This is a genomic window from Vibrio sp. SCSIO 43133, assembly GCF_023716845.1.
GTDB classification, from domain to species: domain Bacteria; phylum Pseudomonadota; class Gammaproteobacteria; order Enterobacterales; family Vibrionaceae; genus Vibrio; species Vibrio mediterranei.
Genome location: NZ_CP068024.1, coordinates 1609865 through 1633287 on the forward strand (window position 1 = coordinate 1609865; position 23423 = coordinate 1633287).

The 23423-nt window shown below is 45.2% G+C and carries 14 protein-coding genes; 9 read left to right on the plus strand and 5 right to left on the minus strand.

Annotated features, from left to right (window positions below; all coding sequences use genetic code 11):
- Positions 1-31: 31 nt before the first annotated feature.
- The 6 genes from JKJ11_RS07770 (at position 32) to JKJ11_RS07795 (ending at position 3817) form a co-directional block, all read left to right on the plus strand.
- Positions 32-448: a GFA family protein gene (locus JKJ11_RS07770; RefSeq protein ID WP_252039021.1), complete on the plus strand. Its 417-nt coding sequence runs from the start codon at positions 32-34 to the stop codon at positions 446-448.
- 160 nt (positions 449-608) lie between these two features.
- Positions 609-1319 carry an HAD family hydrolase gene (locus tag JKJ11_RS07775; protein WP_124941114.1) on the plus strand — a complete coding sequence of 237 codons (711 nt, stop codon included), beginning with the start codon at positions 609-611 and terminating at the stop codon, positions 1317-1319.
- Positions 1320-1512: 193 nt separating this feature from the next.
- Positions 1513-2265, plus strand: a complete 753-nt coding sequence (locus JKJ11_RS07780; protein ID WP_252039022.1) for an SDR family oxidoreductase — start codon at positions 1513-1515, stop codon at positions 2263-2265.
- A gap of 10 nt (positions 2266-2275) precedes the next feature.
- A complete protein-coding gene (locus JKJ11_RS07785; RefSeq protein ID WP_252039023.1) occupies positions 2276-2671 on the plus strand; it encodes a DUF1801 domain-containing protein in 396 nt (131 codons plus the stop codon).
- Between the two features lie 199 nt (positions 2672-2870).
- Positions 2871-3338 carry a 2TM domain-containing protein gene (locus JKJ11_RS07790; protein WP_006072362.1) on the plus strand — a complete coding sequence of 156 codons (468 nt, stop codon included), beginning with the start codon at positions 2871-2873 and terminating at the stop codon, positions 3336-3338.
- 77 nt (positions 3339-3415) lie between these two features.
- Positions 3416-3817, plus strand: coding sequence for a GNAT family N-acetyltransferase (locus JKJ11_RS07795; protein WP_252039024.1), 402 nt, complete (start codon positions 3416-3418; stop codon positions 3815-3817).
- Positions 3818-3878: 61 nt separating this feature from the next.
- Here the strand turns inward: JKJ11_RS07795 and JKJ11_RS07800 are convergent, their stop codons facing one another.
- The gene (locus tag JKJ11_RS07800) at positions 3879-4067 is read right to left on the minus strand and encodes a hypothetical protein (protein ID WP_006072365.1); all 189 of its coding nucleotides are present in this window, start codon (positions 4065-4067) and stop codon (positions 3879-3881) included.
- Between the two features lie 77 nt (positions 4068-4144).
- Here JKJ11_RS07800 and JKJ11_RS07805 point away from each other — a divergent pair, with 77 nt between their 5' ends.
- Positions 4145-4750, plus strand: a complete 606-nt coding sequence (locus JKJ11_RS07805; RefSeq protein WP_006072366.1) for a nucleotidyltransferase family protein — start codon at positions 4145-4147, stop codon at positions 4748-4750.
- A gap of 19 nt (positions 4751-4769) precedes the next feature.
- On the opposite strand, the gene ggt is transcribed toward JKJ11_RS07805, so the two are convergent.
- Positions 4770-6539: a gamma-glutamyltransferase gene (gene ggt, locus JKJ11_RS07810; protein ID WP_252039025.1), complete on the minus strand. Its 1770-nt coding sequence runs from the start codon at positions 6537-6539 to the stop codon at positions 4770-4772.
- 447 nt (positions 6540-6986) lie between these two features.
- On the opposite strand from ggt, the gene JKJ11_RS07815 reads away from it, so the two are divergent.
- Positions 6987-18254, plus strand: a complete 11268-nt coding sequence (locus JKJ11_RS07815; protein ID WP_252039026.1) for a VCBS domain-containing protein — start codon at positions 6987-6989, stop codon at positions 18252-18254.
- Positions 18255-18289: 35 nt separating this feature from the next.
- A complete protein-coding gene (locus JKJ11_RS07820; protein WP_252039027.1) occupies positions 18290-19114 on the plus strand; it encodes a hypothetical protein in 825 nt (274 codons plus the stop codon).
- 64 nt (positions 19115-19178) lie between these two features.
- On the opposite strand, the gene JKJ11_RS07825 is transcribed toward JKJ11_RS07820, so the two are convergent.
- Genes JKJ11_RS07825 through JKJ11_RS07835 form a run of 3 tightly spaced genes read right to left on the minus strand, consistent with a single transcriptional unit; the run spans position 19179 to position 23419 of the window.
- The gene (locus JKJ11_RS07825; protein WP_198557776.1) at positions 19179-20474 is read right to left on the minus strand and encodes an HlyD family type I secretion periplasmic adaptor subunit; all 1296 of its coding nucleotides are present in this window, start codon (positions 20472-20474) and stop codon (positions 19179-19181) included.
- Positions 20467-22533: an ABC transporter transmembrane domain-containing protein gene (locus JKJ11_RS07830; protein WP_252039028.1), complete on the minus strand. Its 2067-nt coding sequence runs from the start codon at positions 22531-22533 to the stop codon at positions 20467-20469. Before JKJ11_RS07830 ends, JKJ11_RS07825 begins: the two co-directional genes overlap by 8 nt.
- Positions 22526-23419, minus strand: a complete 894-nt coding sequence (locus JKJ11_RS07835; RefSeq protein ID WP_252039029.1) for a hypothetical protein — start codon at positions 23417-23419, stop codon at positions 22526-22528. The genes JKJ11_RS07830 and JKJ11_RS07835 overlap by 8 nt, the downstream gene beginning before the upstream one ends.
- Positions 23420-23423 lie beyond the last annotated feature (4 nt).

Consider the following 23423-nt stretch of genomic DNA (forward strand, 5'->3'; position numbering starts at 1 on the left):
GGAATTGGAAAAGCTAACATAAGGAGATGTTATGACAAAGACAATAGCTGGTGGCTGTTTGTGTGGCTCAGTGAGGTTTGAAGTTCAAGATAGCTTTGAGAACTTTTACTTTTGCCATTGCGAGCAATGCCGCAGGGTGACGGGTTCTTCGCATGCTTCAAATGCGATTACCCATAAAAACAACATAGTTTGGACTAAAGGGGAAAAACTGACTGTTCGATTTGACCATCCGAGCGGTGCATTCACTAAGGTATTTTGTTCACGCTGCGGCTCGGGTTTACCTCATGAATCGCAGAACGGGAAGGATTTGGTTGTTCCTGTGGGCTGTTTGGATACTGCACTCTCTTTGTCTCCCAATGCTCAGATTTTTTGTTCCGAAAAAACGGAATGGTTTCGTAAGGGAGTAGTCGCCCCGGAATATCTTGGCTTTATGACAGAAGAACATTAGTGTATTTGAAGCGTTTACGAGGAAGGTATGGGTAACACTGCGTATCAATCTGTCCTTTTCTGCGATACCTCACAGTCATCAATATATAAACCATTAAAGTAGAGCGCTGAAACCAACTAACCTTCTGATAAAATTAAAAAAATTAGGTGATTTGAATATAATGAAGTTAGACGCAATACTCTGGGATTATGATGGCACGTTGGTTAACTCTGTGCCAAAGAATATTGATATTACCAAAACGATTTTATCGATAGTTGCACCACACCTATCAAACGAGAATTTACCGAAATACTTGCTTAGTGAAGACTTGTACCATGAAGCGAACCATGGTGCTAAGAATTGGCAAGAGCTATATGTTGACTACTATGGATTAACACACGAAGAAATGCTTGTCGCTGGAGGAATGTGGGCTGAGCATCAGGAGAAAAACCAAACGGAAGTTTCTCTGTTTAATGGCATTCAAGGTGTTATCGAGCAATTCTCTAATATTCCCCACGGCATCTGCTCTCAGAACTCTCAAAACAACATTCGTCGTGTGCTGAAAAATCACGGGATCAATTTGCCATTTAAGTCGGTTGTCGGTTATGACGATGTTCCTGATGGAAGCCAAAAACCAAATCCTTATGGCGGCATCAAATGTGTAGAGTCCATTTTGGGAAGCAAAAATGAACAATTGCTGATGTATATCGGCGATCATGAAGCAGATACGCAGTTCGCTCGTAACTTGCAGAAAGAACTAGGGACAGGTTCTAAGGTCATCTCAGTTGCCGCAGCTTACAGTCGTTCAGAGCCAGATGGATGGCTAGCCAAGCCTGATTATGTTGCCCATAAAGTAGAAGATCTACTTCAAATAATCGGGAAATATGCGTAACGGTATCAGAAAGAAACTTCGACGCACTTCGGGTAATCGGCAATAACTATCGGTGATTGTACTTCGTATCGCAGGCTGGTTAACACTGCTACGACTCATTTGTGTTGCTGTGTTTGGTGGTATGCCCAAGTACTATTTCTTTAATGTGTTAAGGTAATGGACTCCAAGATGCATGAAGTCGGGATTTAGTCGTATGGATAAGAATAAAGCAGTATTGATTACTGGTGCGGGCCGAGGTATAGGAGCAGCTACCGCCACACTTTTTGCAAAGAAAGGTTATGCGGTATGTATTAACTATAGGTCTGACGTAGGTTCTGCTTCGGTTTTGGCTGAAAGTATAAAAGCGCAAGGAGGGCGATGCATCACTGTTCAGGCCGATGTATCTGATGAAAATGAAGTTCTGCGCTTATTCTCGACCGTTGATCGTGAATTAGGAACACTATCGGTGTTGGTAAATAACGCGGGTATTTTAAAACCGCAGACTCGCTTAGAGGATATGTCCGCAGACAGAATCAACACCATACTAACAACGAATGTCACTGGTTATTTTCTATGTGCAAGAGAAGCGGTCAAACGAATGTCGACGCGCAATGGTGGTAGCGGCGGTTGCATTGTAAATGTGTCGTCTGGAGCAGCGCGTTCAGGCTCACCAAATGAGTATATTGATTATGCCGCGTCTAAAGGTGCAATTGATACCCTCACTAAAGGGTTATCGTTGGAAGTGGCTTCAGAAGGTATTCGAGTGAACTGCGTTCGTCCGGGGCTGATATATACGGATATGCACAGTGATGGTGGGGAGCCTGGGAGAGTTGACAGGCTCAAATCGGTTCTACCGCTTGGTAGAGGTGGTCAGCCGGAAGAAGTGGCGGAAGCGATATATTGGCTTGCATCGGATAAATCCTCCTATTCAACGGGTAACTTTCTCGATTTAGCTGGTGGCTTATAACGGGGTTTTCATGGACAAATCTGTCGAAGAAAAATTCAACCAATATCCGAATGAAGTGCGTTCACGGATGCTCGAACTCAGGACGTTGATCTATCAAGTAGCTAAAGAGCTTGGTGAAGTAAAGGAATCGTTGAAATGGGGAGAGCCGAGTTATTCAGTTGAGGGAGGGAGCCCAATACGCATAGATTGGAAACTTAACACTCCTACTCAATACTATTTGTACTTCAACTGCCAATCGAAGCTTGTTGACACCTTTAAAGAGCTTTACGGAGAATCGCTTCAGTTCCAAGGTAATCGCGCTATCATTCTATCTACTTCAAAACCACTCCCTTCAATGATTAACCAATGTGTCACTTTGGCGTTTACGTACCATAACGTTAAACACTTGCCATTATTAGGGCAGTAAAGTAGTCGCAAAGCGAAAAATAAGTAACTTGTATTGTGTGTCACGCATTGTTGTTGTCTAACTTGGCTATATCAGAAGTCAGAATGTAATTTTTAAGTATCTGATAACTAAAGAGTGTCATAGCGGTGACAGATTGCTGTCGTAACGATTTTAGCTCCAAGTAAGTACAGTTGTTTTGCAACAGCAGAAAGGATAAATGATGATTATTAGAAAACTCAGATTACAACGTGGTTGGTCTCAAGAACAATTAGCTGAATTAAGTGGATTAAGTATAAGGACGATTCAGAGAATTGAGCGAGGGCAAAAGCCGGGTTTGGAGTCCCTAAAATCACTAGCTGCTGTATTTGAAACAACCATCACTGAACTACAGCAGGAGCCTAAAATGACCAGTAAAGTAGAGATCACTCAGGAAGAACAGAACGTTATCGATCAGGTAAGATCTATCAAAGGTTTTTACTCTCACTTAATGACGTATGTGTTAGTTATGACGTTACTGTTTACCATTAACATTGTCACGGACCCTAGCTATATTTGGGCATGGTGGCCAGCGATGGGATGGGGGATCGGCATTCTCAACCACGGAATCAATGCGTTTGAACTGTTTAGCTTCTTTGGTCCTAAGTGGGAAAAGCGACAAATTGAAAAGCGTCTCGGAAAAAAACTGTAGAAATGAAACAAGTGACAACACAACCCTTAAATAGCTTTCCAGCGACGTTTCAAACGCTTGAAGTTATTGAACCCACAATGTTGAAAGAACTAGAGCGACTATTTCAGCTTAGTTGGAGTGACTTTAGATTTGATGTGGAACGTCAGGAGGGCATTCCAAACCCTATTGCGGCGTTGAAGGATGGAAAGCTGATAGGTGGGCTCGCCTTTACTTTATTTTTGTCTCCGGAAGACAGTGGCAGCGATAAAAATCCACCTAATGTAATTTGGCTTAATGCATTGTATGTTGATGAAACTTGGCGAGGTCAGGGAGTTGCTCGCCACCTCATCGACTGTGCAATTCACCTGATGTCTAATACCGAACAGAAAACTCTGTTTGCTTATACTGATGTGCCGTTGATGTATCTACATCTTGGATGGAAAACTATCGACTCTGAATGTGATGAGAATCATCAAGTGGTAGGAGTGGAACTCACTTAGTATTTAGAGTGCTTTATTTTCGATGCTGGTAGACGTAATAGAGGCTAACCAGCATCATAGGTTATTTGTATCTTGCTTGTTTTAGAAGACCAATCAGTTCATCTTCGGTGTTTGGTGTTCTTTCTAGTTTTAGTTGTGGTGAACTGCCTCCCCAAAGCATATAGGCTGTATCGGTACAGTGATCGTGATGAAACCATCTGCCATCGATACAAATGTCGGTATAGCAGCGCGGGTCCTTTTTTAATTCCATAATGCTTGTCTCCTTGTGTTTAACACCTTTACAACATAAATCTAATATCAAATTAATAATTTGATTTAAATCAATGAATGGCATCTTTTAATAATGCTCGTGGTGATATAACTCGTATGCGAAACAATCCAAATGAATATCTTGAAAAATTGACCAAGCTATTGGTACAAGATGAGAACCGAATTCAGTTGCTCCAAACCGTTCAGGCACTTTCAAGGTCTTCCTATCGCCTTTATGTAGCCGCGGGTTTTGTTCGAAACTTAGTTTGGGATTCACTGCATCAGTATCAATTTTCAACGCCATTAAACGATATTGATGTGATTTACTTTGATGATCAGGTGGAGGGGCTAGAGATACAGCGAACTATCGAAAAAGAGCTATCTAAGCAACACCCTCGCTATCATTGGCAAGTCAAGAACCAAGCGGTAATGCATACTCGTAATGGCGACAAACCATATAAAAGCTTGCAAGATGCGATGTCTTATTGGCCTGAGAAAGAAACCGCCATAGCCGTTAGGCTGCTCGACAATGACCAAATCGAAATTGTTCACGCTTTTGAACTGGAATCGTTGTTCGAGGGGGACGTGACTTATAACATCAAGCGGGACTATCAGATATTTCTGAATCGCGTGAATGAGAAGCAGTGGTTAGAAAAATGGCCTAAATTGCATTTAAGCACTTAGGCCATTCATAGCAAGATGTCTATTTACCGAGCGCCACTCCTTCGCGTCTTGGGTCAGCGGCACCTTCTAAACCTGTTTCAGTAATTCGTATTGCGTGCAGACCAGAGTTGAGATCTCTCTTATTAACGCTATAGCCCATTGCTTCGAATTGCTGTGCATAGTCCGCCAGAGGCGTGTTTATTTCAACATCCATGGCACCGAAACGGTTAATCATGCGCGGTTGGTCAATGGCTTGTTGAATGTCCATTCCCCAATCTACGTGTGCAATGATGCTTTGCGCCACATAGCCAATAATTCTGCTACCGCCGGGAGATCCGATAGCAAGGTAAGGCTTATCGTCATGCATGACGATAGTCGGTGCCATTGAAGAACGTGGGCGTTTATTCGCTTCCACTCGGTTAGCCACAGGTTTACCATCTTTGTTGGCCACAAATGAAAAGTCGGTAAGCTCATTATTTAATAAGAATCCAGCTGCCATGACACGCGACCCGAATACGTTTTCAATGGAAGAGGTCATGGATATAACATTGCCTTGCGAGTCCACAATATTGAAGTGCGTTGTAGACGGAAGTTCTATGGCTTGATCTTGTGCCAGTTGAACGGTTTTTATTGCGGGTGGAGAGCCAGCGGATACTTTTTGCAGCGCTTCGTTTGGTGTGATGAGCGCGCTTCTTTCAGCGATATACTTTTGATCCAGCAGTCCTTTCACTGGTACATCGAAGAAATCGCTATCGGCCATGTATAGACCGCGGTCAGCAAATGCTAGCCTTGAAGCATCTGCTAAAATTTGCCAACTGGTTGGGTTATTACTTCCCAGCTCATTTAATTTGAATGGTTCGGTTAACATCAGAATCTGTCCCAGTGTTAGCGCGCCACTACTTGGAGGGCCCATGCCGCAAACATCGTATTGCTTATATGGGGCGCAGACGGCTTGTCGATTCTTTACTTGATAGTTAGCAAGGTCGGCCAGTGAAAGTTTGCCTGGATTGCTTGCTGCTTCCTTTTGAACGGCGTTGACTATCGCTGTAGCTACGGGGCCTTTGTAAAAACCGTCACTGCCTTTTTCTGCAATAGTTCTTAAGGTTTGTGCGTAGTCAGGGTTTTTTAGCAAGGTTCCTTGTGTTTTAGGGGTGCCGTCCTTATTGAGAAAATAAGCGGCTGTTGTTGGGTGTCTAGTAAGAAAATCGACGTCATTCTCAATGAGCATCGACAATCTTTCGCTGATAGTAAAACCTTGTTCGGCTTTCTGAGCGATAGGCAACACCACTTCATCCCAATCAAGAGCACCGTATTTCTGATGAACGTCCCAAAGCAGTTTGACTGTACCTGGCGTGCCCACCGAGCGACCACCTACCACTGCGTCATAGAACTTAAGTGGTTTTCCGTTCTTATCAAGAAATAAGTCACCATTGGCAGCTGATGGTGCTGTTTCTCTACCATCATAGGTGGTTAACCGCTGCTTTTTCGAATCCCAGTAGACAAGAAATGAGCCGCCGCCAATGCCACTTGATTGTGGCTCGACTAAACCTAGCATCAGCTGCACGGCAACCATGGCATCAACAGCGTTGCCACCGCGAGCTAGAACCTCTGCGCCAGCTTGTGTCGCTTCAGGGTTGGCTGCGGTTACCATCCAGTCTTTTGCTTTGACGAGTTGTTTGTCGCTCGTCCCGGTTGCCATTTCTGGTGCAAAGGCATCCGCCGCTTGTTGCGAAGCGTGTACACTGGATGAAGCGAGTAAGGCACTAATTGTAATCGCAATTAGTCGAGAGGTGGGCGCTTTAACTGACATCTGACTTCCTTATAATAGTGGGGTTAATTACCTGTTACCACAGTCTTTTTTACGTTCCTGAAAAAGATAATTCCTAATTCTAGTCTATTTATGTGCACTTGCTTCCGAAACTTACTTTGCTGAATTGAAGCCAAATAACACTGCTGTCATTTTCAATGATTATTGTTTTTATGTATGCGTCTATGTAACAAAGAGAGGTAAGAAATGCTCTTTATAATGAGTCGACAGCTAGGTGATGCAACAAAACGGGCTTGTTACTACTTGATGATAGCGGTACTTATTGTCGTCTACATTAGCCTGATTTGTTTTGCTGACTTAGACCAACTTGTAATGAAACTTTTGTTTTGATTCTATATAGAAAAATAAGCAAAACCGATAAGAATAATTAGCAAATTCTTCATCCATATCCTTAACTTTATGAAAGAGTTAGAAGTTAGGAATGGACGAATGACGGATAAAAAGAGTGATAAAGCGAAGACCCAAAGCGGCCAGAGTATAAAGGAAACTCTACCCCAAAAGACCGTTAGCCGTAAGAAGCAGCAAAAAAACGAAAAAAAACGTCGCCTTTTTAGTACCTTGCGATACCAAGTCGGTCTACCTCCTGCTTTAGCTCTGATATTACCTTCTCTAGCTACTAGACATGCAAGTGCTCAAGGTAATGAAAACTTGTTACGCCCAACTAGTCATCCAACCACAGAAGCACTGCATCATGGTGAGTCTTCTGATACCGATACCCATCACATAGGTGCAAGTTTACAAGAGTCAGAGCTTGTAAACGCTGATACAAACGAAGCTAGAGACGCTCATATTGCGTCAAGTGCGAGATTGGAATTGCACCATTATAAAGTTCACGCCTACACAAACTCTCATTTATTGGCTACCAATAACGTTAACCAGTCCTCAGAACCAACTTCTTCGCCACGCAGTACTTTAACTGGCTTTCAAGACTATCTACACCAACCTTTTTCACATCAGAATGCACCGCAATTTATCAGGCCTGAAATTTCTAACCAACAATTACAGGTCAAAGAAGATGGGCAACTGGTACATGGTCAATTGATTGCGACAGACAAAAACACCAATGAAACCATAAGTTTTGCTACAAATACTCATGTGGATGGCTTAACACTGAATCCAGATGGTACTTACACTTTTGATCCGACGGATCCCGTTTATCAGAGCTTGAAAGAGGGCGAAGTTAAAGAACTGACAGTACCAGTAACAGTGACTGATTCCGCAGGACTGACATCTCATGCAAACTTCGTTATTCAAGTCTCGGGTACTAACGACATCCCTAGTGTTATAGGTCAAGTTTCTGGTCACATTCAAGAAGACATCAATGTTGACTCCTCTGGTTTACTTACCGTTGCTGGACAAGTTCAAGTACAAGATATTGATCATGGTGAATCGCATACTTTAGCGGAAGTCATAAAAGGGCAATTTGGGACATTAACTATTGATGAACAAGGGCACTGGCAATATCAAGTTGATAACAGCCTCAATGCAATACAGCAGCTCTCTTCTCAACAGCAAATGACTGAAACAATATCAATCCATACCGCTGACCACACAAGTCAAAATATCCAAATAGTTATCGGTGGGAGCGATGATAATGCTGTCATTTCTGGGGTCGACTCTGGTGTAGTCGTAGAAGATTTGCATGTCAAAAATGGCAGCATAAAGACACAGGGCGACCTAACGGTTGTCGATACTGACTTAGGTGAAGCACACTTTGCTTCACAAGTACTTGTTGGTCAATTTGGTAGTTTGAGTATTGATGCGAATGGTCATTGGAGTTACGAAGCTAATAACCTACAAGCCGCAGTTCAACAATTAGGTAGAGGTGATGAGCTACATGAAACGTTTACTGTAGCATCGGTCGATGGAACGACTCATGAAATAAAGATAGAAATTGATGGTGTTAACGACTTGCCGGTAATGACGAGCCAGTCGCAGCCGGTTAAAGAAGATGGGGCGGTTTTCCATGGTCAAATGGTAGCCACTGATGTTGACCAAGACTTACTGACGTACACCACTTCAAACCCAATTGATGGCCTGACATTCAACTCAGATGGCAGTTATACCTTCGATCCTAGTCATGCCTCGTACCAACATTTAGCAGTTGGCGACACAAAGACTGTGAAAACCATTGTCATTGTAACTGATACTGCGGGTGGGCAAGATCAAAAAGAGCTGTCCTTTGTTATCGAAGGAACTAACGATAAGCCGACAGTAACTCCAATAACCGCTCAGTTCCATGAAGACCAGTCTCAACACCTTGACATCAACTTATTATCCCAAGCTCAAGATGTGGATGGTGACGCGCTAAGTGTGGGTAGCCTTTTTCAAGTTAAAGTGAATGGTCATATAGAGAGGCTTCCTGACGGTTTTGGCATAGTTAATGGTCATTTGCAGGTTGACCCATCAAGTTCTACATTCCAGCATCTTGCGCAAGGTGAGGTTGCGACGTTTGAGCTGAGTTACAAAGTCACGGATAGTCACGGAGCTTCAACGCCTCAAAGTGTCACTGTAAAAATTGTTGGTACCGACGATAAAGCGCAGCTGGTTTCGAGCTCAATAAATATCGGTGAAGCTGTTGCCGAGCACACCTATCACGGCACTTCTATCAAAGGAGCTCTTCAACTAACGGATATTGATACTACCGACAATCCTCAGTTCGTCGATATGATCTATCAATCTAGCTCTCGATTGGGTTCTCTTGCGCTACGTGCTGATGGGCACTACGAGTACTTTCTTCAAGGTAACTACGTCGGTACTGCCAATGCTCAAAAAACGGTGGCAGCATTGAAGCCTGGTGAGAGTATCACCGAAACCTTCAATGTGAAGACCGCCGATGGGCAAACAAAACCTGTCACCGTGACCATTCATGGTGAAGAAGATAGCGCTCAGATTGTTGTTAATTACGGTACGACAGACAATCACTTACACGAAGACTCGATGACGTCTCCGGCATACCCTTCAGAGCTATTTGCAACGGGTATCGTTAAGGCTATTGACCCTGACCATGACGACGATCAATTGAAGCCTCAAACATTAGTGTCGGCCCACGGAGGTCACTTCACGGTGACAGAAACGGGCATGTGGCAGTACCACATTGACAACAGCTTGCCTGCGATTCAGCAGTTGGGCAAGGGGGAGAGCTTCCAAGAGCAATTTACCGTTGAATCAAAAGATGGTTCTGCGCAAAAAGTCATTACTGTGACGGTACATGGTACCAATGATGATCCTGAAGTTTCCTCGACAGTGACATTGCCACCTGGTAATGAAGACAAGCCTTATATCATCAGTAGCGCCGCCTTGCTTGCCAATGCATCGGATGTAGACGCAAATGATGCGGGACATCTATCAGTGTCCAACCTTATTGCACTCAAGGCAGACGGTTCTTCCGCTGGCACCATTACAGATAATCACAATGGTTCGTTCACATTTACCCCAGAACTCAACTATAACGGACCAGTGCGTTTTAACTACGAAGTCCATGATGGACATGGTGGAAGCGTTATCACCTCAGCGAACTCGGTACTCAAGCCGGTGTCAGATAATGCACAAATAAGCTACGCATCAACCGACCATCATTTAGCGGGAGTTACAGAAGATAGAGGGTATATCGATACCCATGATGAGCTTCACTTTGAAGGTAAACTCGACATCGTCGACCCCGATCAAGGGGAAGCGGAATTTGATATTAACTACGGCCCGCAAACCTATAACGGCATAGGCTATGATACCAAGCTTGGCGGCCATATTCTGTTGATGCGCGATGGTCACTATACCTATACGATCCGAGACCATCAGCCTCAAGTTCAGTCATTAAGTCAAGGTGAAGTGCTTACCGATCAATGCGTGGTTCGAGCTAAAGATGGGACAACGTTTACGATTGAAGTAAATATACACGGCACTAATGATGCGCCAACACTCAGCGCACAAACACAGTCAGTGACAGAAGATGGAAGCAGTCTTAATGGACAGATGCAAGGCCGAGATATTGACCACGGTGCGACGCTCACATATTCGATAGCTCACTCTGTTGATGGGCTGACATTTAACGCTGATGGCAGCTACTCGTTTGACCCTTCTCATACTAGCTATCAACAGCTCAAAGACGGTGAGCACAAGATCATAGATATTCCGGTGACGGTGACCGATGAATATGGTGCAAGCTCGACGCAAAACTTGACCATAAACCTCCAAGGTAAAGGAGATGCCGCGGTTATTGGAGGCGTGGATACTGGTGATGTACATGAGAATCAAGCAGGGCAGGATAAGTCTCCTGACTACGCACAGCCCGGCATTGGGGTTATTGGTCAAGACTCTCTGACAACAAGCGGTCAACTGACGATTGTGGATCCTGATTCTGGTGAAAGTGAGTTTGACCCCAATGGCAAAGTGTATTCATATAGCGGTCAATATGGGCACCTACTGCTTCGACCAGATGGACATTGGGACTATGCCGTTGCTGCGGGTACTCACGATTGGCACTTAGGCTCCACCAAAACCACAGTAGGCTCAACAATCGACCAGTTGGGTCAAGGGGAAACTCTCACCGATACGGTCACCGTACATTCCAAAGATGGAACTACTCACGATATTGTTATAACCATACATGGGGATAATGATGCTCCTTACGTTTCATCAGAAGTTACCTTGCAGTCTGGCAAAGAGGACGTCAGCCAAACCTTCACCAAGGCTGATTTGCTGGCGAATGCTGTTGATGTTGACAGTAACGATGCCGGATTGATGAGGGTCACCAACTTGCTTGCTGACCATGGCTCTATCCGCGATAACCATGATGGAACCTATACTTACACGCCAGAACTGAACTATCACGGTAAAATCCATTTCAGTTACGACATTCATGATGCCCATGGCGGTTCTACACCGACAGGTGCGTCGTTCGATCTTGCATCCGCCAATGACGCAAGTGTACTGGCTGCTGGACAAGATTCAGGTTCGGTGACAGAGGATCATCTGCGATCTGGTACCGCTGGGCAACTCTGGTCTGGTTGGACGAATTTAGATGTAACCGATGTGGATAGTGCTTCAGAGGCAGAAGTCGCTTTTATCGAAGTTAATGGTATCAAGCATGCAGTGCCAGCAGATTTTGGCATGAGCCTGACTGCAAACCATGGTTATTTCTCAACGACACATAGCACCGACGGTCACAACAAATGGAGCTACACTGCCGATAATACTAGCTCAGAAATACAAGGACTGAAGACCGGGCAGCAGCTTCAGGACACTATGGTGCTCATCACAAAAGATGGTACTCGAATTCCAGTAACAGCGACCATCCAAGGTCAAGACGATCATGTCATTATTGACACTCCAGATGCGCTAACAGCGGCTATAGGAACGGCAGTTGAAGATATCAAAACGACTGTTGTTGGTATGCTTCAGGCGCACGATCTCGATAAGGGCGATCATGTCTCTTTTGAATTAACAGGCTCTGCGTCATCTCAAGCAGGCAGCTATGGTACCTTTTACGTCGATCCAGCTGGGCATTGGCATTATGACTTGGATGCTTCAAAAGTTGACTCATTGAGAAGTGGTGATGGGAAGGCAGAGGCATTTAACATTGTCGCTATCTCCAGTGATGGTTCCCGTGCGACTCAAAAAGTGGAAATACTCGTTAGGGGCACTGATGATGCAGCAATCATTACTGGCCAAAGCACTGGCTCAGTGACAGAAGATCTTCACGTGCAAGGTGACGCAAGACACACAGTATTTACTGGTGGTGTTCTTAATGTAATAGATCCGGACGTCGGTCAACGTGGCTTCCATCATACCTTGAATGCTCACGCGATTAGTGATCCATATGGCGGCAGCCTTTCAATAGACAAAGCGGGAGGTTGGATTTACAGCGTCCCGAATGGCAACCTACAACATTTAGCGCAAGGTGAAACGAAGCACGTTCAATATCAGGTGCAAACACTTGGCGGTGACACCCATGTGATTACTGTCGATATCGTAGGTACCAACGATACACCGATTCTTGTGGCGCAAACCCAAACGGTGAATGAAGATGGTTCGCTGCTCAATGGTCAGATGCAGGGAAGTGATATCGACCACGGTGCGACATTAGTCTACTCCATTGCCAAGTCTGTGGATGGGCTAACTTTCAATGCTGACGGTAGCTACACGTTTGATCCAACCAATGCGAGCTACGACCACTTAGCGAAAGGCCAGACTCAGATTCTCACCATTCCAGTTACCGTCACGGATGAGCATGGAGCAAGCGCGACTAAAGATCTCAATATCACTGTAACAGGCACCAATGATGCAGCGCAGATTACTGGTGCTGATAGTGGAGATGTCTACGAGTCAACCTATGCCGATCGCTCTCCTGATTATCAGAGGGGTATTATTTCTCACTTATGGAATGATTCGATACATACCTCAGGAAAATTAGACATTGTTGATCATGATTCTGGCGAGGCACACTTTGATAACAATGCTCCGACCTATCAGTATTTTGGTCAGTATGGCCGTTTAATACTCCAGCCTGACGGTGATTGGTATTATAGCGTTGATGTAGGCAATAGCGCGGTAGGTCGCAAAATAGATGAACTCAATACAGGCGAAAACCTGACCGATACCATTACCATCCGAAGTGCGGATGGCACGACTCATGATGTTGTTATTACCATCCACGGTGATAATGACTCTCCGTTTGCTTCTGGAGAGGTGCAACTCAATTCCGGAAAAGAGGATCTGGTACAAACGATCACTCAAGCGCAGTTGTTGGCCAATAGTATGGACGTTGATAGTAGTGATGCGGGTAAGTTGCACGTGGACAATCTTCAAGTTGACCATGGCTCTATCAGAGATAATCAAGACGGTACTTTTACGTTCACACCCACCAAAGATTACAACGGACAGGTACACTTTACTTATGATGTTGTAGATGCTCACGGAGGAACAACACACACGGGAGCAAATACTACTCTTGCCGCAGTGGACGACAAAACCACTATTACAGGTGCTGACCATGGCACTGCTACGGAAGATATTGCCACTCACATGTCGACCAATGTAAACATCATGGATGCTGTCGACTGGCAAACGTTACAAATCACAGACGTGGACAGCCCGAATACACAAGTAACGGTTGAATTTGCTGGACAGCAATATACGTGGAATCTGGGCAGTGACCTAGATGTGACCACTCCGTTTGGTAAGTTTCAGTTTCATACCTTAGTGAGTGGGCCGCATGCGGGTGAGCATTCATGGAGCTATATTGGCGACAACTCTAATGTTCACGTTCAAGAGTTAAAGCACGGTGAATCACTTACCGAATCGATCAAGTTAATCGCCACTGACGGCACTGAATTTCCTATTACCGTCAAAGTAAGTGGTAGTGAGGATGGGGTCGTCATTGATTCTAAATCGGAGCTTGGTCATGTTGTAGAGAATGCTCAAACAGGCGCCTCTGTTGCAGGTAGCGTGACGGCACATGATACTGACCTTCATGACTCCGTGAGCTGGACAGCAACACCTACAAGTGGCATTAGTGGTCAGTATGGTTCGTTCCATTTAAGTTCCGATGGCCAATGGCATTATGACGTTGACCAAAGCAAAGCGACAAAACTAGGTGACGGAGACGAATACTGGGAGCACTTTACTATTGAGGCCGTGTCTACTGATGGCAGTAAGGTTTCACAAAGTGTATCGGTTGTTGTACGTGGTAATAACGATGTGCCCGTAGTGAGTGGTGAGGTGACTTTACCGTCTGGTAAAGAAGACTCGTCAATACATATTACGCAGGCACAACTTATCGCCAACGCTACAGATGCCGATTCAAACGACAGGGGTTGGCTGCATGCTCAAAATCTTACGGCAGACCACGGTAGTATCACCGCTAATTCGGATGGCAGTTTCACCTTCAATCCAGATCATGATTACAACGGCACCGTTCATTTTACTTACGATGTTGCTGACAGGCATGGCGGAATTACACATACAGGAGCAAACACGACATTAGCTGCAGTCAACGACCGCCCTGACGTTCAACCTATTACTGATAGTATCAAAGAGGACTCAACCAATAATCACTCCGTTGATCTTTTAACTGGCGCAACAGACAAAGAAGGGGATGCATTGTCTGTATCCCAAATCAAATATTCAGTCGATGGTGCTACCGCAACGACTAGTCTGCCTGACGGTTTGGTTTTAGGTGCAGATGGACATTCAGTGATTGTTGATGCAACACACTCAACTTTTCAGCATCTTGCCGTAGGTCAAGCCCAGCAAGTCGTAGTAAGCTATCTTGTTAATGATGGGCATGGAGGGCAGACACCGCAGTCGGCAACTTTAACGATTGAAGGTACCGATGACAAAGCAGTGTTGACATCCAATGTTATCCAAATGTCAGAGTCTGAAGCCTTATTAAGTAAAACGTCGATTTACCATGGCAACTTACAACTTACGGATCCCGACACGGGTGATCACACTCAATTTGCCTTTAGCGGTCGATATATGGGACAAGGTTATGCTCCAGGAGATCTAACTGTTTGGCCTGATGGTTCTTATCAGTTCCGACTGGAATCAGCTCGTAATCGACATGCCGATGATTTGATCGATAGCCTTCATAAAGGGGAATCGATGGAGATCCCTTATCAGGTCAGAACCAGTGATGGTCAGAAACTCAACATCATCGTTAAAGTCATTGGGGAAGATGATCAAGCAAGTATTGTCGTTGGGCAATATTCGTCATTAGATAATCATGCTTATGAAGATAACCTTTCACCGGGAAGTACGCCAAATCAAGTGTGGAGCGGTGGAAATTTACATGTTATCGACCCCGACCATGGTCAAGCGGGGTTCGTTACTCAGAGTTTTGATACGCCAGAAGGGGGACATTTCTCTATCAATGTTCGCGGCGGATGGCAGTACACAATTGACAATGCCAAGCTACAACATTTAGGCGAAGGACAAAGCTACCAGAAAACCTTTACGGTTGAGTCGATTGATGGAACCGCTCAGCAAACCATTACGGTGACCGTACACGGTACTAACGACACTCCAGTCGTGACTTCCGCGGTGAGCTTATCTCAAGGCACAGAAGACACGCCAGTCACATTGAACGCGGCGGATTTACTCGCGAATGCCAGTGATGTTGATGACCACAGTCAGTTGAGTGTGCACAACTTGAGTGTTGATCATGGGCAGGTAGTCGATAACTTAGATGGAACCTTCAGTTTCACACCAGAGAAAAATTATCACGGACAGGTACAGTTTACTTATGACGTCAAAGATGAACATGGTGCTTCAGTATCGACGTCCGCCACAATGAACTTAGCTGCCGTTAATGATGCGGCAACATTTACTGGCGATTCAGCAAGCCTTGTTGAAGATACCAACCTGCAACACAACACTCGATTTGCCGGTTCAACCACTATTCAAGATGCACTATTTTGTCGTGGAAGCCTTGTGATCTCTGATGTTGACGGACAAGGCGAAGCGGCACTAGATCTTAAAGGTCAGAACCAAATTTCGCAAGATGGTACCTATGGTCACTTCTTGATTAAACTAGATGGGACATGGGTCTATACTGCCGACAACAGCGATTCAAACATTCAAGATTTAGATAACGGCCAGACCTTAACTGATAGTATCGAGATTACCTCAATAGACGGCACTAAACATTCGATTTCAGTGACCATTAGTGGTTCGACGGATAGACCAACGATACATAGTTTCACGGACTCTGGCGTCCAAAACACGGGACCCATTGAAGGTAATCTCATTTCTGGTGTAGGCACCTCACAAGGCGCAGCGGCTGCGGCGACAGATTCAGACACTAATGCCCACCTTGTTCTTCAAGATATTCAGATACAAGACCCTGTGTCGGGGAATTACGTGGCTGTCACTCCAGGTCACCCTCATGCCATAGCGGGAATTGGCACACTGGCTATTGAAGCTAATGGTCACTACATCTTTACTCCTGAAACGGGCTTCGCTGGGAAAGTACCCAACATGGTATATCGAGTCGGAGACGATGGCGGTACCCCAGTTAATGATTCCTCGCAAAATACGCTATCCATAGAGGTTAAGCCGCCAGCTCAACATGCACCAACGGTGACACCACAAACGGTCACAAGCGATGAAGACCAAAGTCATATTTTCACCGCAGCAGAGTTTGGCTACCAAGATGCTGATCATGATGCACTAAACCACATCACGATTACTCAGTTACCTTCCCACGGTCTGTTAACCTTGAATGGTGTGGCTGTCACTGCCAATCAACAAGTTTCTAAAGCAGACCTAGACGCGGGTCATTTAACCTTCACACCAATACAAAATCAGAGCGGCGCTAATTATGCGCATTTTGAGTTCAGTGCGAATGATGGCCATCAAGACTCGGTGAGTGCATCCATGGTCATCGATGTGAACGCGATCAATGATGCGCCGACGGTTGGTTCAAGCTTTACCAGTTTACTGGAAGATACACCTCACAGCTTTACCAAAGCCGACTTCAAATACGCAGATGTTGATGGGGATTCACTGCATCACATTACCATTACCAGCATCGCTCATGGTTCACTGACACTCAACGGGCAGGCAATTTCTGTTGGTGATGACGTAGCCGCTGCGGATTTGGCTTCATTAATCTATACCCCAACACCGAACTACCATAGTGTTAATACGAGTGGCTTAGGGGGCATTAGATTTACGGCAAACGATGGGCATACTGACTCTAAGCCTGGAATGTACCTAATTAATATTGTCGCAGTTCCTGACCCTGCAGTATTCACAGGTGATTCAACGGGTCGAACTCAAGAGGATCTTCACACCCAAACAGCTGGGGTCTTAAATGTGGCTGACCCTGATGGCACGCAAGGTTTTATTGCGGTGCAAGGCGGTGTGGGTATTGTCGGTAGTAAAGGATATGGGCATGCGCATATTGATAGTAGTGGACATTGGACCTACGACCTTTACAACCAGCACCCCATTGTACAGCAGCTTAAGCAAGGCGAGACGGATACAGAAACCATTACAGTCCAAGCAAAAGATGGCACCACGCATGACATAGTGATAACGGTCACCGGAACCAATGACGTCCCTACGGTTTCAGAAAAAGTGCTACCAGGTCAAAGTACCAGCAGACACGTGGTGACCGAAGATGGCAACTTAACCTCAACCGGACAACTGACGACTCAAGATACCGATGGGGATACGCTCAGTTTGAGCCTAGATCCAAGTCATGGCGCGAGTTATGGTTCGGTACAACTAGATAGTCATAGTAATACTTGGACATATCATCTCGACAATGCTAACTCACGCGTTAACGCGTTAAATGATGGTGATGTGCTGCACGACACTTTTACTGTGCTGGTGGATGATGGGCATGGTGGGAAAACCAGCCAACAAGTTACTATGACCATTAATGGTCATACTGACCCTGTGCCTTACACGCCACCGACAATCAGTGTGTCTGTTGATGCTCGGCATGCTCGTCATGTAACCCCAACCATAACTGCCACCACAGTCCGAGATTACGCTCACCGTATAGGGCAGTCCGCCACAACGGCGAGCGGGCACCATGAGATAAATGGGCATGGCAGCTCAGACATTATTATTGTGCAAGGGCGCTTAACAGAAGAAGCCGAGCTGAAGAGTGGTAATGACATTCTTTATATCGGCGGTAGCTTGACAGACAAGGAGATTGAGGGGGGCATGGTTCAGACACGCTAATCCTTGGTGCCTATAATCGCCAAAACGCACCACGTTTGCGTGACCATGGTGAAAAGCTCAGTGATGGGCATGAAGAGATGGAGATAGAAAGTATTGAAAACATCATTCTGGGTGATGGCACTGTACTAAAAGGGCACCTTCCTGCGAACTTTCCTGTTCAAAGCCAGGGGCATTATGAATGTGATGTGAGCATCCAAGCTCACCTGTCTTCTCATGATGAAACTGTCACGGATATCCGGATAACGCATTTGCAAACTCATGTCACTTTGCAAAGTGCTGGACATACGATTCACGCAAACCCAGATGGCAGTTACACCGTGCCTACAAACGGACATGTTACGCTGGTTTCATCTCAGCCTATAAGTGGCAGCCATCACTACTTTGCAACGGAAGTGACAACCCACAACTCAGCAACAGGGGTAAGTGCTGTTACGACTGAAGACCTTCAAGGACACACACATAGCCATATCAACCCACCGCCGCCTCCACCTCCGGTTCTGAATGATGAGCCGATGGACGATGACGCGGTAGCGGATGGAGAGTCTCTAACGATAATGTCTGCGCTAGGAATTAGCGATGCGACGTCGGGTAATGATGATCATCAGCAACATGATGCTTCAAACTATCTGGATAAATTAGGCATTACTCAGCAAGAGGGGCTTCAGCCTATCGAGCAAAGCGCGTTGCCTGATGATCTTGATATCGTTCTTGATGACGCGGAGCAGCATGATATTACGACCGAACATCAAAGTGATGTGGCGCATCATGGTGCTCAAAGTGATATTGAGCACTTCCAAGATATCGATAGTGACCATCAAGATATGCAAGATCCGACGTTACCAGATGATCCGACTCGCTAACAACAAAACGCCCTTGTTCATCAAGGGCGTTAGTCAAACTAGCGAATATTAATGATTGAGAAGATTATCGCTCACCAAAGGCACGGCTGATATTTGTGAATATCGGTTTCCACAGATATTGGAACACCGTTTTTTCGCCAGTGGTGATATCCACTTCACCGGTCATTCCCGGTAACAACGCAAATCTATCTGGGTCGTCCCTAAAGTAGGGCTTCTCGACTGCAATGGTGACTTCGTAGAAGATATTGCCTTTCTCATCCTTGCTGGTTGTAGGGGATATGGACTCTACGATACCTTTAAGAGCTCCGAATCGACTATAGTCGTAGGCATCAATTTTGACTCTCGCACTTTGTCCCTCGTTAACAAAACCTATATCTCTCGGAGATAGCTGAGCTTTAAAGTCTGCCGTGCCTCCAATTGGCACGATTTCGACCACGGTTCCCCCTGGCTGAATTACAGCACCAACTTTTGTACTCGGTATACTTTGAACTAAACCTTGTAGTGGTGACGTCAAAACAGTATTAGTCAGCTTCGCTTCTCCAGAGCGAACACGAGCTTCTAGTGCAGAGAGTTCAGAGGCAGCTTTCGAGCGCTGATCGGCTACCTCGACTTTGGCTTCTGCGAGCAACTGGGAGATCTTTTCATCATTAGAATCTGCCTGTTTGATTAGCAGAGCTTTTTTACCCCTCGCTTCTTCAATTTGCTGTTCAATAGAGGCTACTTTTTGCTGCATTTCAAGAACACGAAGTCTTGAAATATTACCGCTTTTTTGTCCTTTTTGAAGTATGCTGAGCTCTTGTTTTGACGCGCTTAACTGGCGTTCGTAAGCTGGAATGGCTTTTTCTGTACTGCGTAATTGTTCTGCGATTTGCTCCGCCTCTTTTTCTAGCACTATCCGTTTTTGATAGTAAAGAGCAATTTGCGCGCTGCGCTGAGCTCTCTGCTGTGCAACGAGTTCTGGATATTGGCTTTGGTATAAATCAAAATTAGGCTCGCGCTCGTCAATAAGTGAAGATAATCTTTCTATCGTTAAATTGAGAGAAGCTTGTTGAGCTTTCAATTCCTCCAAGGCTGTTGTTTGGAAGGTCGCATCAAACTCAACCAACACTTGACCCTCTTCGACCATATCGCCTTCTGCGACAGAAATGGTTTTCAATTTGCCACCAATATCACTTTGAATGACCTGACGCTCACCTTCTGGGACGACCGTGCCTTTTGCCTTGGCAATTTCATCAACTTGAGTTACAGCTGACCAAGTACCAAATGCAATCACACACAAGGCGATTGAATAAGTGATTACAGACAATAGCTTCTTGGTCTGTTGTGATTCGATTGCTTCAGCATACTGAGATTTATTCATTGGCAGCGACCTCCATTGTGCTGTCACTATTGTTCTCTTCGTTCAGGGCACCAAAGTAGGCGACAGCGCCTTGGTTTAAGACGATAACTTTGTCTGCTAGCTTAATTAACTCGGGATCTTGTGAACTGAATAGAATTGTAGAGTGACCTCTTTTTTTATTAAGGAAGGTCTTAAACAGTTCAACGGACTTAGGTGACAAGTCATGAAGAGGGTTATCGAGCAAATAGAGAGGGTAATGAATGGCGAGGGCTTTTGCAGCAATCAACATTCTAGCTTCATAACGTGACAATAAATCGTACATACTGGCAGGCCAGAATTCGGTGAGTTTGGTATCAAGTCCAGCTGGTAATGAGTTAAGCCAATCTTTACCACCTGCTTGCTCAATAGCATGGATAATTTCTGCATCTTGTATCTCTTGTTTATCCGAGAACCATTCACGGATGTTAGTCAGGAGCACTTGAGGATGAGCAGCTTTGTAGAACATCCAATGGCGATAGAGCAATGGCGCGTATTGGCTTAAGTTAATACCGTTGATATTAACGACACCGTTTTGCACTGGTTGGAAACTTGCGATAGTGTCGATAAGGCTTGTTTTACCACTGTTAGAGGGCCCTGTAATGGCTATGATTTCTCCTGGCTCTATTACTGCACTTACCCCACTAAGAGCCGGTTTAGCCTGTTTAGCATAGCGGAGAGTAATTTGGTCGAGTTCAATCCGTGGCGGTGAACTTGGCAAAGTATGATGTTGATATCGATATGCTTCTTCCGAATTTAGAGTGAGCGTTCGATTGATCGTCATTTGTGTTTGCTTAAGCTGCTGAAGCCTAAAAGCGCTGTTAGCGAGGGTTTGGGCCGGCCCTGTTACTCGGGAAATCAACATCATGGTTGCGATCAGTCCACCAGCCGACATCACTTGGTTAAAAATTAAATCGATGCCCAAACCAACGACAGCGAGCGTCGAGGTCACGCCTATGGCGTAGTAAATCGATGTGTATTTCGCTTGGTGTACTGTCTGTTTGAAGCCATTCTGAGCGGCTAAGTGGTTTGCTTTATCGAATCGAGACAACCAACCTTCTAGTAGTTGGCCACTACGCATAAAACCGAGGTGGGTAGATAGCTCGGCTATGAGCATTTGGCGGTTGGTTCCTGCAATGGTGGATTGGTTGGCTTTCAAAGCTGAATTCTTGATACTACTGCGAGCGACCACGTAATACAGACCGAGGGCGATAATAGGAACGATGACTAACCAACCTCCCAATATAGCAATCGCAATGATGAATAGCAGGACAAATGGGATATCAAATAGCGCGTTTCCCAGAGGGCCAGCGAGAACCCCTGCGACTCTATCCGCAAAACTCAATTGATTGATTTGGCTTTGTTGAGGGGTTGCCTTACAAACGTTATAACTTCCGGTCAGTAGTTTTTTAATGAGCGCATCGGAAATTTCGCGACTTATTCGATTGGCGACAGTGGTTAACGTCTGGCTTCGTACCACTCTAAGCAACCAAAGCATGAAAAACAGAATGCCTGCTCCTATTGCAATTCCCTGTAGCTCGTGGGCTGCATCACCACCAATGACATGATCGTAGATAGACATTGTGATGAAAGGAATCGCCAGCGCGAATAAGTTAGAAAACAAACTCGCTAACGCAACTTTCGGGACCACCGCTTTGTAAGCGTCCAACCTTGTGCCCATCCAGTTGGGGTCGGGTTTATCAGGAGGTGAGCCCTCTAGTAAGATCGCGATGCTGAATTGTTTTAAATCTTGTGATGAAAAAGGGGTGTCATTGGTGACTTCGAATAAGACTTGGTCCTTGGGTTGAGCGATTATCAGTTGTTGGTCGATGACCAAAACTGCCACTTTATAAGATTTCGTATGAAGCTGTTGCTGTGCATTGACGATTCGATAAGGCACATTGAGTCGGTCGAGCATACTCAAATAGTCTTCTAAGTTATCGAGGCCATTTTCTTCTACCCATTGATGAGCGAACACATCGACGTTGCTGTTCACTTCAAGTGCTCTGAGTGACAACAATGAGGCTGTTTCAATATTATTCATTGTTCTCTCCTTGCTCAGCGTTCGCATCAAGCTGCAATAAGATCGTGTTGTCACATATAGAGGTAAAAGTGTGATTAAAACTGACTAGAAATATGGTTCGGCCGTTGTTCGCTTCTGTTTGGATGATTTCTGCTAACTTAGGCCAAGTATCTATGTCTAAGTCCAATTCAGGTAAATCAATACAAATAATGGAGGTAGGGCGAGCGAGCTGAAAACAAATGTTGATTAAGCGGATACTGCTGTGGCTTAACGGTATAGTCGGAAGATCCCCCAGTTTGGTTTCGAAACCATCCGGTAGCTGAGTTAGCACGTCATACAAGCCAAGTGACTTACTGTATGCTAAGGCGCGTTCAGAAAGCTCGGGCTTATACCCACATAAGTTGTCTAAAATAGAGCCTTGAAGAATTGAAGAACGAGACCCTATGTAAGAGCTCGAATATTGGCGCGACAAAGCAGAAGTTGTGTCGGTATCTAACAAGAACTGACCGGCATGCTCCTGATTAGCCCCTCCTATTGTAGTGAGAAAGTGGCTAGCTGCTTCCTTATCGGGACAGGTGATTTGACAGATTGAGCCTGAAGAAATACTGGCATTAATTACATAGGTTTTTGAGAAGCGCTTTATTGCTAGATTGTTCATATGTAGTGATGAAAAAGATGGTAAAGCAGCGCTTATGCTCTGGTCTTGAGGTGAGAGTTTTAATAACGCATTTACGCTTTGTATGGCGGTTTGCATATTAGCATAACGAATATTCAAACTAGTCAGTGCGCTAAGTGGCGCTACCGCTCGGCCAGCCAAGATGGAACAAGCAGCAAGCCCACCAGTTGTTAGTTCTCCAGAAAGAACATGGGAGGCACCGGCTATGACTAAAATAACGGAGGTTCCCAAGGAG